Raw genomic sequence first — 15,168 nt, forward strand, 5'->3', positions numbered from 1 at the left:
AATTTATTCCCCAAAAACCACCTTAAGCCATCCATCTTGAAAACGCCAACGCTTCATTTTGTAGTAACTCAGAAATTGTGGGAGTAGATAATTCCGACGCTGATGCCCAGCCTGAATCACCAATTGGTCCCCGAACTGCTGGACGCTCACTTCGGCATCAGACAAGGGCAAACGGATTTCTAAGCGGTAGTCAGCCTCTTCGTTCACTACGCGGTATATTACCTCCGAGAAAAAAACCTTGGTTGGGGACTGAGTGCCATAGAGCAATGCACCAATTTTTTCCAAGCGCTCCAACCCAAAGACTTCTTCTCCCATATGTGGAACGTTAAAAATGGGCAAAGGAGAAAAGCTACTTTCAATTTCTTCAAGATATTTTTTCTGCGCCGTCAGGTATTTGCCCCAGGAAGCATCCGAGGTTTCGGGTAAAACACGGTTTACCAAAACCGCATCTACGCCATAGCCATATAACTGAAGATAGGTATAAGCCCGTCTGGCTTCGTTGATCACCATGCGCTCTGGATTCGCCACAATCCGCATACTGGTCACGGTTGGATCGGCCAGAATTTTTTGTACACGCTCTAACTTCCCAAACATTTCATCCAATTCCGCTACCCCTTTATCTAAAGGAACACCTGTAAAGGTATTGACGGCTTTCCCGAAAAGTTGCACCGCCGAACGCTGAAACGGAAAAGCTTTCGTCAACCACCATTGGGTCACTTGTGGCAAACTGAGTAACGTAAGGGTTTCACCCGTAGGCGCAGAATCTACTATAATCACCTCAAAATCATCCGATGTATAAAACTGGTCCAACCACAACAAGGTAGAAGCCTCTGCCATTCCGGGAAGGGAAGCCAGTTCCTCGGCAGCCACATCTTTTACACCTTGCCATTTAAACAATACCAGCAACATATGACGCAAATTTTGCCAATATTTTTGCATAGAATAATACAAATCAACTTCTTGTGCCCAAAGGTTTTGGGTAACCAATGTGGGTTCGGGGCCTAATTTTACATCCAATGCGTCCGCTAGGCTATGAGCTGGATCAGAAGATAAAACAAGCGTTTTTTTACCTTCCGATGCAGTTTGGATACCGGTGGCTGCCGCACAAGTGGTTTTTCCGACACCACCTTTTCCAGTAAAAAGCAAGATTCTTTTCGTCATATCATCAAAAATTTGGGATTCATTCCCTGATCAATTTTCAAACCTGAGTGGCAACGCCACTTCGTCGTTTCGCCGTACGTACTTTTGGGGGTGCCCCGCTACTCTGCTTGATTGTTGCCCTCCGCTTCGGTGTTGGTACAGAAGAGCGACTTAGTGGGGAAGTACGTCGCCTGGCCGGTTTGGGGGGTAGCCCTGTTTTAGTCGTGGTACTTTTTTTACGGGTGGTTTTGGTGCTGGTGGTCTTTCTGGTACTTCGACGTTTTTTAGGCGGATCCTCGTTAAACAGGTCTTCTTTCTTTTCGATTAAAAAATCTGCAAATTGCTCGGCTGTAATGATAAGACGTAGTGGTAATAAAAAAGGCAAACTGTTATAGGCCTCCATAAGCAATCGTTTCAGCACTGCATTACTCGCTTTTCCGGCTGCCCCACCTGTTTTATCGTTTAGAAATTCTCGGATTTCTCCTATATAATGCAATATCGTCCGCATGAATACCTCTTGGATCTTGTTATTGGCCTATAATTTCACTTTTCCAATCATCCACCCGTTTTTCCGCACCGCTGAAGTTAATCCCAACGGCCACCACCTCACGGCCCTGATGAAGGTAAGGCGTGGCATAACCCTTGCTATGAATTTGGGAAAGCGCCGCCACTGCGTTTTCGTTCAACTTAAACTCCAAAACATAGGTATGGCTTTTCGTCTGAACCACCATGTCCGAGCGCCCGCCAGCCACTTGTACTTCTACTTGTGTATTAACGCTAAGTAATTGGAAAATAATAAACAAAACCGAGTGATAATACCGCTCTTGATCGGCAATGAACAAGTTATACGGGATTGCGGCAAAGATCGCATTAATCCCTGAAATCACCTCGGCTATCGCGTTCGACTCAAAATATCGCGCCATACGTGCCACAATTGGACCCGAAAGTCCCGCCTGTTCACCCCCCTGAAACCAGTTTAAAAGATGCAAATACATCGCCTGACGAACCTCCTCATTCGGGTAACCAATATGATAATAACCCTCCTCCGTTATTGATTTGATCGTCAGAAAACCCGCTTGAAACAACAAGGCACGGATCGAAAGTTGGTAGATATTCGTCCCCTCGAAAAAATCCTGACTCACCTCCGCCAATTCTAAATCCACCTCGTGCGCTTCGTTCACCATCCGACGAACCAAAACCGACGGTACACCTGTCTCAATCCAATAATTCCAAAACATCCCCGAAGCCATGAAACTGAGTGTGGAAAATGGATTATACACCCGTGTTTTACCATCCCACGTATAGCCATTATACCAATACCGGATTTTATCAGACATCTCGGTGAGTGAAAAACCTTTTTGTGCGGTCAACTCTTCGATTCGTGGTCCAAGGTATTGTATCAATTCTGCCTCCGTAATCCCCAAAAGATCCGCACTTTCGGGCAAAAATGTCAGGTCGCGTAAGTTGTTAAGTGAGGAAAAAACAGACACTCTGGCAAACTTAGAAACGCCCGTCAAAAACACCAAACGCAGGTAGTTCGAGGTTGGTTTTAACACACCATAAAACCCTTGCAGAATATGCTGATGCTCCGCTAATTTCGTAGCATCTTCTAAATAATCCACCAACGCTTTGTCGTATTCATCTATCAAAACCACCACACGCTGGCCTGTCTTGCGATAAAGTTGGAAAATCAACTCTTCTAATAGCGCCCCCGACGACTTTTGACCTAAATTGACACCATGTAACATTGCCTGACGTGCTACCAGCCCGGAGAGTGCCGCCTCTAAGCCATCTTGGCGGTAAGATGTAGCGTCCAAACTGATATGGATCACCGGATGTTGCCGCGTCCAGTCCCATTTATCATAAATCCAAAGCCCCTCAAACAATGACTTGCGGCACTCGAACAACGCTTTGAGCGTAGATACCAATAATGACTTCCCAAATCGCCGAGGACGAGACAAGGAAAAATACTTCCCACCCGTCTCCAACAAACGATGAATATGACGCGTCTTGTCCACATAAACCATTCCATCCTCACGTAAGGAGGGGAAATCTTGCTCGCCGATTGGGTAACGTAACGACATAATGTGGTAAAAATTCAGGTTATGAGCGAGTAAAATACGCAAATCTGCAACCCCAATTGGTGCTGATCAGATAAAATTATTGTCTATGGCCATGATTGTCTCAGAGATCGGAATGGGCAATCATCTTTAAACTTTGATCACAGTTTGTATAAGAGGTAAAACAGCTGCAATTTTTCCGTAACTTCAGGCGTTCCGGACTTGCGCCCTTCAACTTATACAAACCGGAATCTATTCTAAAACTACAACACCATGAGAATCCTAACTTTTCTCTTCTTGTGTCTTTTTGTCTCAACAATCAACATCATGGCACAACCAAAACCCAACGATTTCTATCGTGAAAACTGGAAAAATGCCGAGAAATTTTTAGAAAACGGCCAATATCGCTCGGCATACGACTTGGCAAAAACCATTTCCGAACGCGCAAAGTCGGAGGAAAATACAGCAGAATTTGTTAAAGGACTGATGTTCCGCTCTCGTTTTGTACAATCGCTCGAGGAGAAAACCTTTAATGATGCCATGAACGAAGTGCGCAGCGAAATTGAGAATGGCTTACCCAACCTAAAACCCATCCTACATTCAATCTATGCTGAGATGATCTGGAATTATTACCAGCAAAATCGGTGGCGATTCATGAACCGAACAGCTACCGAAGGCATTAAAGACAACGATATAGAAACATGGGACTTACGCAAAATCTTAAACGAGGCCAAAACTCATTTCCGAGCCTCGGTTGCCAATCCAACTGTTCTACAACAACTGCCAATTGGGATAATGAATGCGGTGGTTTATCGGCAGGGTAATCCCGATGTGCGCCCCACCCTCTATGATTTTATTGCTCATCGTGCCCTCGCCTTCTTTACCAATACCGAAGCCGGACTTTCCGACCCTAAAGAACGGTTTGCCATCCGCAATGCCCAATGGTTTGCGCCAGCATCCGAGTTTGTACAACAATCACCCCTTTCCGAGGATGCACTTGGGGCTGATGCCCTACGGTTGTGGCAAGACCTAAGCCGTTTCCATCTTAAAGACAACAATCCCTCTGCATTGATAGACTTGGAGGTGAACCGTTTAGTGTTTGTGCATACCCATAGTGTCTCGGCGGAGAAAGACAACCAATACGAAAACGCCCTAAATGCCCTTATTCGTAGCTACAAACAAGAAGCCATTGCAGAAGCGTACTGGGAATTGGCACAACTTTATAAAAATCAAGGCAATACATACAAAGCAAAAGACCCAACACAAACCCATAAGTGGAAGAAAAAAGACGCTTTGGCCATTTGCGATAAGGTAGTCAATCAATTCCCAAACAGCCGTGCTGCGCTGGCCTGTACGGGGCTAAAGTCCGAGTTAACTGCCCGTACCATCCAACTTACTGTGCCGGAATTTACCGAACCAAACCAACATTTTCCGGCAAGCATCACCTTCATGAATGCCAAGCGTGCTTTCCTGAAGGCAGTACCCGTACCAACGGACCAATGGGTACGCATTCAAGCAGATTATGAGGCGTATAACCGCTTTGCGAACAAAGCCCGAAAGCAAGGCGGAACGGCCTTTGCGGGCCAGAAACTGCCCGATGACGGCGATATGCAAAGCCATATCACTGAGGCGGCATTTCCGAAGTTACCAGCAGGGCTTTATATGCTGTTTGTTTCTTCAGCCGAAAACTTTTCGGACGCCTCGGATCGTGATGGAACCACATTAATCACTGTCTCGGACATCGCCCTAAACCGCCGCGATGCCGAGAAAAACAGCCAACTCCGGTTTTTGCACCGTACCACTGGTCTGCCTCTTTCAGGTGTGGCTGTGGCACGATTCCGGGTTACCCGCGACGGCAAATCGGGGACATTGGTGGGCACGCACAAATCCGATGCAAACGGACAAGTCAACATCCCACAAGAGCGTTCTAACTACGAAAATCGGTACTATTTACGCTATACCTATCAAGGCCAAGTAGTATTTGAAAATGCACCATATCGCTATTATCCCTATTACCAGTCCCCCCCCTTAGAACAAGGCACAATGGTTCGTACCCATCTTTTTACGGATCGGAGTATTTATCGTCCCGGCCAGAAATTGTACTTCAAAGCCATCCAAATTTCCTCAAAAAAAGAGAACTCTTGGACGGTTGTAGCCGATCAGGAAGTGACGGTTCAGCTTTTTAATGCCAACAACGAAAAGGTCTCGGAAGTTAAACAAACCACCAATGCTTTCGGAACAATTTCCGGCGAGTTTACCCTCCCAACCGGCATCTTGACGGGGCAATTCCGGCTCCAAACGGAACACGGCAGCACGTATCTATCGGTAGAAGAGTACAAACGTCCAAGATTTGAAGTGGCCTTTAAACCCATCGAAGGCACACCCGCCTTAGACGAAGAAGTAGCCGTTACCGTTACCGCAAAGTCCTTTGCCGGAGCCAACCTAAGCGACGCCACGGTTTCCTACCGAATTACACGTGGTGCAGAGTTGCCCCCTTGGAGTTGGTGGCGCTATTGGTGGAACCCTGCTCCCCCTATCGAGATTGCGCAGGGAGAAGGTAAAACCGATGCCGATGGCAACTTTGTCATTCGCTTTAAAGCCCGCCCCGATCCAACACAAGACCCTAAGACAGAACCCATTTTTGTCTATAACATCGAGGCCAATGTAACGGACATTACTGGTGAAAACCACCGCGACGAGACCGATGTACGGGTTGGTTATAAGTCTCTCACCTTAAATGCCGATATTCAGGAAATACAACCTCTTAGCGACTTAAAAAAACTCGTCATCAAGGCGCAAAACCTCAATGGTCAAGCCATTCCAACCACCGGACAGGTTTCGATTTCTCGTCTAAAATCACCCGAAAGAACGCTCCGCGCCAGAACCTCGGGGAATATACCCGATGTCCAAGCACTAACCGAGGCTGAGTTCAGGAGACTACTCCCCAACGATCCTTACGGCGACGAGTTGGAAAAACGGAACTGGAAAACAGACCAGTCGGTAGTGAGTTTGCCTTTTGATACAGGTAAAAATACACCGTTAGACCTGTCGTCCGCACAACTTCAACCAGGTGCTTATCTGATTGTCCTGACGGCGAAGGATCTGCAAAACCGCCCCGTAGAAACGCGCCAGATCGTTACCCTCTATGATGAAGTAGCCAAAACGCCTGCCCTACCACAACCCTTCTGGCATCGCCCGATTAAAACAACGGTGCAGCCCGGCGAAAATGCTACGTTCCTCATCGGTGCAACCGGAAAAACCAGGATACTTTTCGAGATAGAACACAAAGGCAAGATCATTTCTTCGGAAGTCGTCGCATTAGATGGTCAGCAAGTGCTGAAATCCATCCCAATCAAGGAGGAACACCGAGGCAATTTGGGCTACCACCTCTCGGCCATCCGAGACAACCGGACTTATACCGAAACGAATACCCTCAACGTCCCCTTCTCCAACAAAGACCTCAAGTTGGCCTTCGAGACGTTCCGAAACAAATTGTATCCCGGACAAGCAGAAGAGTGGCGACTAAAAATTACCGGATCAAAAGGCGAGGCCGTTGCTGCGGAAATGGTGGCCGCCATGTATGATGCCTCGCTTGATGAATTTCGGGGGCACACTTGGTGGATGAGTCTCTGGAACTATTCCGCACCCAGAATGACATGGGGAACCGCCCTATTTGGCACAACCCAGCTCGCTTGGTCTAAGACTGACCCAACCGAATTTGCACCAAGTCGAGAATACGATACCTTCCAGTTTGAAGGCGAGAACAGCCTGACCGATTGGCCGAACTTCATGCATGCCGTAAGTGGAACCGCAGTGGCTGGAACCATTACGGGTACCGTTTATTACGAGGACGGCAAAAAAACCGTCTCAAACGCCATAGTGACGCTCGAAAACACGGAATTCACAACCAAAACCGATGCAAAAGGCCAGTTCACCTTCAGTAACCTCAAACCCGGTAATTATGTGGTTCGGGTCTGGCATGTCCAACACGCAACCGCACTCACCCCCGTCTTGCTCACGGCAGACAAAGGCGTTAAAATGTCCTATAAACTAACATGGGCACACGAGGAAATGGACTACTATGATGGCGGTGAACGTAGAAACCGGGTACAAGTACTCTTTTCCAAAGCGGCTCCTGTTGAAATGGCGGCTTCTGCTCCTATGGTCGCAAGAGATATGGTTTCTTCTGAAGCAGCCACGAATACCCGTTTCGTTCCGCCAGCTGTTAAGCAAGATGCTGAAGTTCGGGACGAAGAACCTCCACCAACTAATTCACCATTACCCTCTGGCGGAAAGCCACAAAATGATCTTGGCGAGGTAAAAGCCCGTACCAATTTAAACGAAACCGCCTTTTTTCTGCCCCAACTCCGTACCAACGAGGCGGGTGAGGTGGTACTGGCCTTTACCATGCCGGAAGCCCTCACGCGATGGAACCTGCTCGGCTTGGCCCATACCAAAGACCTCAGCACCGGACAAATCCGCGAGTCTGTGATTACGCAAAAAGACTTGATGGTTACGCCCAACGCCCCGCGTTTCTTCCGAGAAAACGATACCATCACATTTACCGCAAAAGTGGACAACCTATCCGAACAAGACTTGAATGGACAGGCACAACTCTTCCTGTTTGATGCCCTTACCAATCAACCCGTTGACGCACAGTTTGGCAATTCCAAGTCGCAAGTGGACTTTTCGGCCAAAAAACAAGGCAATGCCCTTCTCTCGTGGTCACTCAAGATTCCCGAAGGCATCTCGGCCATCACCTACCGAGTGGTCGCCAAAGCAGGCACCTTCACCGATGGCGAGGAGGCCGCCTTGCCCGTCTTAACCAACCGGATGTTGGTCACAGAATCGCTACCGCTTCCTGTCCGAAATGCTGGCGAAACCCGCTTCACTTTCGATAAACTCTTGAACAACACTTCCACCACTTTGCGGCATCAATCGCTCACGGTAGAGTTCACCCCGAACCCCATTTGGTATGCGGTACAAGCCATTCCTTATATGATGGAGTACCCATATGAATGCGCCGAACAGACCTTTACGCGGTTCTACGCCAATGCCATTGCCAGCCATATCGTGGCCAAACAGCCCAAAATTCAGGAGATTTTCCGTCAATGGCAAACCACCGACAAAGAAACCTTCCTCTCGAATCTCGAAAAAAACCAAGAACTTAAGTCGGTTCTGTTAGAAGAAACCCCGTGGGTCTTCCAGTCGAACGACGAGCAAGAACGGAAAAAACGAATTGGCCTGCTGTTCGATACCGCACGCATGGCCCGCGAATTGGAAGGAACCATGCGGAAGTTACGCGAAATGCAACTTTCTAATGGTGCATGGCCTTGGTTCAAAGGGATGGAACCAAGCCAATGGGTCACACAACACATTGTCTCCGGTTTTGCCCGCCTCAGACAACTCGGGGTTTATGATGCCATGAGTACCGAGGCAAAAGAAATGGTGACACGGGCCGTACAATACTTAGACGAACAAAACCGCAAAGACTATACTTGGATTGTAGAGCATGGAAACCTAAAAAACGACAACCTAAGCTATTTCCAAATTTATCATTTATATGCCCGTGGAAACTTCCGTAACATAGAAATGAATGGTAAACAAAAAGAAGCCTTCGATTATTTCTTTGATCAAGCCAAAAAATACTGGTTGACCAAATCGCCCTATATGCAAGGAATGATCGCTATTGGCCTACACAACTATGGCGAAACACAAGTCCCGAATAAAGTGGTGGTATCCCTCAGAGAACGCAGTATCAACAACAAAGAAATGGGTATGTATTGGAAAGGTGAGCCCGGTTATTGGTGGTACCAAGCACCCATCGAGACGCACGCCTTGATGATCGAAGTTTTCCACAAAGTAGCGAATGATGCCAAAGCCGTAGAAGACCTAAAACTCTGGTTGCTCAAACAAAAACAAACACAAGATTGGAAAACCACGACCGCTACCGCCAATGCCGTTTATGCCTTGCTTTTGCGCGGAACCGACCTTTTGTCACAGCAACAGACAGCAAAAATTACCTTGGGAAGCAAAGTGATTGATCCACAAACCGACCCCAATATCCGTTCCCAAGCCGGAACAGGGTATTTCAAAACGACGATTCCCGCAACCGAGATCAAGCCCGGAATGGGCAAGATCACGGTAAACAAAACCGGAACAAGTGCCGCATGGGGTGCGGTCTATTGGCAGTATTTTGAGCAATTGGATAAAATAACACCCGCCGCAACCCCGCTCAAATTAGAACGGATCCTCTCCGTAGAACGCAATACGCCCAATGGCCCCGCCCTGGCGCCCATCACCGCGAATACCCCACTCAAGGCCGGAGACCGAATCAAGGTGCGACTGGTACTGCGTGTAGATCGGGCGATGGAATACGTCCACTTAAAAGACATGCGGGCCGCCGGATTCGAACCGGAAAACGTGATGAGTGGCTATCGCTATCAAGGCGGATTAGGATATTATGAATCCACCCGCGATGCCGCCACCAACTTTTTCATAGGCTGGATGAATCCGGGAACCTATGTATTTGAATACGCCCTGCGCGTAACCCATGCAGGCGACTTTTCGACGGGCATTACGAGCATCCAGTGTATGTATGCCCCCGAATTTGCCAGCCATTCCGAAGGGGTGCGGGTGCAAGTGCGCAACTAACCAAAAGTCAATATCCGATTATCAAAGCCGTCTATTCCTCATAGGCGGCTTTTTGACATCATTCCAACATGATTTTACAATTCGTTTATTCGTATTTTAATAAACCTCCGTTTCACATTCACCAATCCATAATGACAATGAAAAAACTACTCTTCCTCTTTATGCTTTTGCTCGCACCAGTCACCTATGCACAACGTGGCGGGGGCGCACCGCCCGACTCCGCGACGGTGGTTCAACGTGCGCTCGAACAGGCAGAGCAAATGAAAACCAACTTAGCCCTTACTCCCGAACAAGCAACAGCCTGCCAAAATATTCTAAAAAATGCGGCCTTAGAACGATGGGCACTCATGAAAAATGGCTTTGGAGGGCCGGGTATGCGCGAAACATTTCAAGAAATGAGGGGAAAAACCAATACGGCACTTTCCAAAGTGTTGACGGAACAACAAATGACGAAATATCTGGAAATGCTACAAGAAATGCGCGGAAGGCGCGGTGGACAATAATCCACTATTTACGCAAGGGGTGACACAACATCACCCTTTTTTTCGAGACCCTAAGAAGCCTTACATTTTTGAAGAAAACAAAGCCTTATTCTGGCCTCACTGATCCCTCTCGAATCTTACTTAATATTTTTAAAATCACTTAAAAATAAATAAAAAGCTTTCCTTTATGCAGTAATTTGTTTATTATACTTCTTTGAGATATTTTTAAATACGTAGAAGTTATGCTATTCTTGGTATGAGATTGAGCACAGAAAAATCATCTAAGGCAAACAAGCTCTGCAAGCCCTATTGGCTTGGGGTCAGGGAGGATATTTCCTCTTCGAGACGGCGATAGGCCGCAAGCAAGGCCATTCCGGCAATTGACCACGTAAATTGTTTTCCAGCTTTTTCTGCATTTTCCGATGTGTTAGCATATTTATCGTGGTCATCCAGCCATTTTTGAACCAGCATAATGACCGCTTGCGGGTCGCCATATGGCACTACTGCCCCCAGTTTGTGGGCTTCAACCCAATCCCGCCAAACGGGCGTATCTGTACAAATGAGCGGCAGGCCCGACGCGGCATATTCATAAAATTTTGTGGGAATGGGCCACCATACATGGGGCTCCATCAAGCACAAACCCACAAATGCTCGCTCCACTTCAGCTACAATTTTATCAAAAGGTAAGTAGGTATCCCAGCCATGCAATTCTAAAATGCCCTCCTCCAACACAGCTTTAATCTGCTCGTCGGCTGCTTCGCGCTCTGTTTGATTGATGCACATGCCCGCCCAAACCATTTTCCAAGGCAATTTTCTACGCTTTATTTCTATGGTAAGCGACACCAAGAAATCCAAGCCACGCTTTTTCCCTAAGACGCCTGTATAGAGTAGCCGAATGGGATTTACTTGTTTATCAATTCTTTTATTTTTGTTCTTATGGTATATATCCAAAGGAAAATTATCTACCAAATAAATTTTCCGGGTGTATGGCTTTAAAAAATTATTATACTCTTTATTAGCTATTATCAAAATATTAAAAATATTAAAACCAATACGTTCCCAAAATCGAATAAGGATATTTTCAGGAAAACTATTTTTAGTGTAATAATCTTCATGAATGTCATAAACAATCTTACAACCTAATCTTTTTTTTATCCATAAGGCAAGTGGGATCAATTCTGGATCATGGAAATGAACAATATGTGGACGAAGTCTTTTTACTTTTTGATATACCTCTTTCCAAAGCAAAATTCGTGAAAAACGTCCTTGCATAGGGGTTAGACCCTTCACTTGTACACCTTCAATAACATCATCTTGTGGATGTTGCGCTACTAAAAAAACCTCGTATCCAGCCGCCTGAAGCGTAGGAATTTGTTTATAAAAAATACGAGGATCTCGTAAACGATGTACGGTTGTTAGGTGAACAACTCGTATTTTTGAGTTTAAAGACATAACCGAAGAGCATTAATGACCCGTTCTATTTCTATATCCTTTAAACTCGGATGAAGCGGAATACTTAGTGCAGTACGATAATATTTTTCCGTTTCTGATAATTGCTCCATCTGATACCCCAAGCCACGATAATAGGGATGGTAAGGCACAGGGATATAATGTACTTGAACCCCAATTTTCTGACTTTGTAGTACCTTAAAAAGGTTCGCCCGATCTATTTTTGCATTCTCCCTCAACCGAATTGGATAAAGATGACGGGTATGAAATCCGTTTGAAGAATCGCTTGGGAGTATGAGTGGTAAATCCCTTAATTGTTCTGTATAAAGTGCCGCAATTTCTCGCCTTCGGTTGTTATATGCTTCCAACCTTTTCAATTGTTGAATGCCCAAAGCCGCTGCCAATTCACTTAACTTATAATTAAATCCCAAAAATTGTTGTTCATAATACCACCCTCCTTCCGATGGAAATACCAACAAATCTTCCTCTCTGGTCATGCCATGCGAACGCGCCATGTGTAGTCTGGAGGCAAAACCGGCATCATGCGTGGTTACCATTCCCCCTTCTGCTGTCGTCATATTTTTGACGGGATTAAAACTGAAGGCGGTCATATCTGCAAGGTCACTTCCAATGGCCTTACCCCAATAACGCCCTCCAGGTGCATGCGCGGCATCCGAGAGCAGAAGAACTTGATGCTGGTCTGCCAATGCACGTAACTCGCGATAAGGACTTGGATGACCCGCAAAGTCCACTGTTAAAATGGCGCGGGTTCTGGGTGATAAACAGGCCTCAACCGCATCTGGCGCCAGGCAAAGGGATACAGGATCAATATCCGCAAAAATGGGCTTGGCCCCGGTGTATAATACGGCATTAGACGTTCCCGCAAAGGTGAGGGCAGGGACAATGACCTCGTCTCCTTCTTTGAAGCCAGCCGCCATACACATCCCGTGCAAGGCAGCCGTTCCAGAACTGTACCCAACGGCAAATGGTGCTTCCACTTTTTGTGCAAAATCCACCTCAAACTTCCTTAAGATAGGGCCTTGCGAAATAAACGCGGATGCCAAAGCCTCTTGGACAGCCTCTATGTCTTCCTGCGTGATTTGCTGGCAACTATATGGGATAAAGGCTTGTTCGCTCAATGTCTTACGCTATATGGATAGATGGTCTTCTGGGCTTCTTCGATAAGTTCCATTAAAATTCGGTCTAATCCTGTTGTAGGATGATAACCTAATTGTTTACTGAGTTTATCTACGTTTGGAACCCGAAGCAACACGTCTTCAAACGAAGTACCAAACGCCTTTTCGATCGGCACAAAGACAATCTCTGAACGACTGCCTGTTAATTCTTTAATTTTATGCGCCAATTCCAATATACTGACGGGAATATCGTTACCAATATTAAATATTTCGCCAGATGCTCCGGGCGTTTTCATCAGGTCTATCATGCACCTGACAACATCTCCGATATACGAAAAACACCGCTGCTGAGCGCCATCCCCATAGACCGTGATAGCTTCTCCTTGTAGGGCCTGCTGAATAAAGCGGGGAATGACCATGCCATTTTGTCCAATTTGACGTGGGCCAACCACATTGAACAGCCTTACAATAACCGCATATATCCCTTCTTCATGGTATTTGGCAAGTGTTAGGAATTCTTCTATGGCTTTTATGCCCGAATAAGACCAGCGGTGTATGTTAGTGGAGCCATAGATTCGATCGGCGTCTTCTTTCAGGTTTTCAATGTGGCCACTTCGCACATCCATTGCCTTTCCATACACCTCCGAGGTAGAACTAAGTTGAAACTTGGTGCGGTAATGGGTGACCAGATCCAGTATATTGTCTATCGCGCGTAAGTTATTGAGAATATGAGAGCTGGAAGGATATGCTGCCAGACGCACCCCAACATACGAGGCCAGATGATAGACCTCGGTACTTTGGGCAACCAAAGGTGCCATTAATTCACGATTCGCAACATCTAATTTTACAAACCGAAAATTGGGATGAGAAAGTGCTTTTGCCAAATTGGCCTGACGCCCCGTTGCCAAGTTGTCCACAACGGTAACAGCACAGCCTTCTTTAAGCAGGGCCTCGGCGAGGTGCGAACCGATAAAGCCCGCTCCGCCTGTTATCAGGCAATGCCGTTCGTTTTGATGAGTCATATTGGTTTATGGTTCATGTTTTAGTGATCGTTTCACTTAAACCTGATGTCAATTGGTGCAACATGCCGGTAAAAGTTTGGGCCGTGATCTCCACTGAGGCATGTTGATGAACAAATTTAAGGTTTTTGGCTTTCATGGATGCAACAACGGAAGGTGGCGCATTTAGACTTTGATTTATCCCCGAAAAGAGGGAAAGTACGGATTCATCCTTTACAATGAAAGCGCTTACACCAATTTCTAATAATGCACAATTACTCGGAATCTCATTAAGCAGGGGAATTGTTCCCGCCACCAGACACTCCAGTACGGCCTCCGAAACACCATCATATTCCGGACAAGAGAGCATAAAATCTGAAATTGCCCAAATCTCCCGGACTTCCGCAAGCGGTAAGCGTGTTTGCACCACCAAGGCCCGCGGATGCACGGCTAATTGGTTCAGCAGCACTGCTGTTTGTGGGGTTCGCTCTTGTCCTAACGTTAGAACAATAACAAAAACATCCTCCCGTTCCCCGAGCAATTGCAACATAGCGGGCAAGAAAATTTGGGGCTGATAATAAAAATATACCCCCCGCCCCGCTGTAAGCACGATTTTTCCTTCGGGGATGCTCCATTTTTTTCGGAGTTCTTCCACATCTTTTAGTGGAGATTCGTAATCAGAAAGGCGGATTCCCCATAATAAAGATTGAATCTTGGCAGCATGTTCTGGAAAAAACTTCCGGGCCAGATATGCCAAAGCAGGACCATCTGTTACCACCAAATTTGCTTGGCCCATGATACGGGAGACAACATAATGGTAGTATTTTTGTAATAGCCCTTGAAATGGATGCACGGTGACATCACGTGTCCACGTCATCAATACGAACGGAGAAAAGCCTGTCCGCGCCGCAATCCAGCCATAATGCGTAGCAAAAGAACCCATAAGAACGTCAGGACGAATCTCGTTAAGAACCGCCTTAAAAGGAGCTACCGACGACAAATGGTAGGACCAGAATCCTGTTCTGGATACAAAAGGCGACGTAACTTGATGATACGTCACACCTTCAATGGGTTGTTCAAGAGCGTGATAACTAACGAGATGCACCTCGATCCCCTGTTCAGACAATGCTGGCAGCCATTTCCGGAAATGGGGCTCTGAAGCCGTCCCAATCAGCGCAAGGCGCATAATCGTAGGTTAATTTGACAATGATTCGTTGTATATTACGACCAGTTTTATCAGACTACAAAT

The 15,168-nt window shown here is 46.5% G+C and carries 9 protein-coding genes; 2 read left to right on the forward strand and 7 right to left on the reverse strand.

Annotated features, from left to right (window positions below; translation table 11 throughout):
* Nucleotides 1–3 precede the first annotated feature (3 nt).
* The 3 genes from JNN12_15435 to JNN12_15445 are packed head-to-tail and all read right to left on the reverse strand — an operon-like array spanning nt 4 to nt 3,224.
* Entirely contained in the window at nt 4–1,161 is a 1,158-nt protein-coding gene (locus JNN12_15435) for an ArsA family ATPase (GenBank protein ID MBL7979728.1), read from the reverse strand.
* A 37-nt stretch (nt 1,162–1,198) separates the two neighbouring features.
* Entirely contained in the window at nt 1,199–1,648 is a 450-nt protein-coding gene (locus JNN12_15440; protein MBL7979729.1) for a hypothetical protein, read from the reverse strand.
* 19 nt (nt 1,649–1,667) lie between these two features.
* Nucleotides 1,668–3,224, reverse strand: a complete 1,557-nt coding sequence (locus JNN12_15445; GenBank protein MBL7979730.1) for an ATP-binding protein — start codon at nt 3,222–3,224, stop codon at nt 1,668–1,670.
* 303 nt (nt 3,225–3,527) lie between these two features.
* On the opposite strand from JNN12_15445, the gene JNN12_15450 reads away from it, so the two are divergent.
* Both JNN12_15450 and JNN12_15455 read left to right on the forward strand, forming a co-directional pair.
* On the forward strand, nt 3,528–9,854 hold the full coding sequence (locus JNN12_15450; protein MBL7979731.1) for a carboxypeptidase regulatory-like domain-containing protein: 6,327 nt from the start codon (nt 3,528–3,530) through the stop codon (nt 9,852–9,854).
* A 137-nt stretch (nt 9,855–9,991) separates the two neighbouring features.
* Nucleotides 9,992–10,357, forward strand: a complete 366-nt coding sequence (locus JNN12_15455; protein ID MBL7979732.1) for a hypothetical protein — start codon at nt 9,992–9,994, stop codon at nt 10,355–10,357.
* A gap of 285 nt (nt 10,358–10,642) precedes the next feature.
* Here JNN12_15455 and JNN12_15460 read toward each other — a convergent pair whose 3' ends face one another.
* The 4 genes from JNN12_15460 to JNN12_15475 are packed head-to-tail and all read right to left on the reverse strand — an operon-like array spanning nt 10,643 to nt 15,105.
* The gene (locus JNN12_15460; GenBank protein ID MBL7979733.1) at nt 10,643–11,788 is read right to left on the reverse strand and encodes a glycosyltransferase; all 1,146 of its coding nucleotides are present in this window, start codon (nt 11,786–11,788) and stop codon (nt 10,643–10,645) included.
* A complete protein-coding gene (pseC, locus tag JNN12_15465) occupies nt 11,779–12,924 on the reverse strand; it encodes a UDP-4-amino-4,6-dideoxy-N-acetyl-beta-L-altrosamine transaminase (GenBank protein ID MBL7979734.1) in 1,146 nt (381 codons plus the stop codon). Before pseC ends, JNN12_15460 begins: the two co-directional genes overlap by 10 nt.
* Nucleotides 12,921–13,943, reverse strand: a complete 1,023-nt coding sequence (locus tag JNN12_15470) for an SDR family NAD(P)-dependent oxidoreductase (protein MBL7979735.1) — start codon at nt 13,941–13,943, stop codon at nt 12,921–12,923. Before JNN12_15470 ends, pseC begins: the two co-directional genes overlap by 4 nt.
* Before the next feature lie 13 nt (nt 13,944–13,956).
* Entirely contained in the window at nt 13,957–15,105 is a 1,149-nt protein-coding gene (locus JNN12_15475; protein MBL7979736.1) for a glycosyltransferase, read from the reverse strand.
* Nucleotides 15,106–15,168: the final 63 nt, after the last annotated feature.

It is taken from the genome of Bacteroidetes Order II. bacterium (assembly GCA_016788705.1).
Classification (GTDB): domain Bacteria; phylum Bacteroidota; class Rhodothermia; order Rhodothermales; family UBA2364; genus UBA2364.

Excerpts from the sequence above, each read along its gene's own strand:
- JNN12_15435 (MBL7979728.1), bottom strand. The coding sequence starts at position 1,161 with ATGACGAAAAGAATCTTGCTTTTTACTGGAAAAGGTGGTGTCGGAAAA.
- JNN12_15440 (MBL7979729.1), bottom strand. The coding sequence starts at position 1,648 with ATGCGGACGATATTGCATTATATAGGAGAAATCCGAGAATTTCTAAAC.
- JNN12_15445 (MBL7979730.1), bottom strand. The coding sequence starts at position 3,224 with ATGTCGTTACGTTACCCAATCGGCGAGCAAGATTTCCCCTCCTTACGT.
- JNN12_15450 (MBL7979731.1), top strand. The coding sequence starts at position 3,528 with ATGGCACAACCAAAACCCAACGATTTCTATCGTGAAAACTGGAAAAAT.
- JNN12_15455 (MBL7979732.1), top strand. The coding sequence starts at position 9,992 with ATGAAAAAACTACTCTTCCTCTTTATGCTTTTGCTCGCACCAGTCACC.
- JNN12_15460 (MBL7979733.1), bottom strand. The coding sequence starts at position 11,788 with ATGTCTTTAAACTCAAAAATACGAGTTGTTCACCTAACAACCGTACAT.
- JNN12_15470 (MBL7979735.1), bottom strand. The coding sequence starts at position 13,943 with ATGACTCATCAAAACGAACGGCATTGCCTGATAACAGGCGGAGCGGGC.
- JNN12_15475 (MBL7979736.1), bottom strand. The coding sequence starts at position 15,105 with ATGCGCCTTGCGCTGATTGGGACGGCTTCAGAGCCCCATTTCCGGAAA.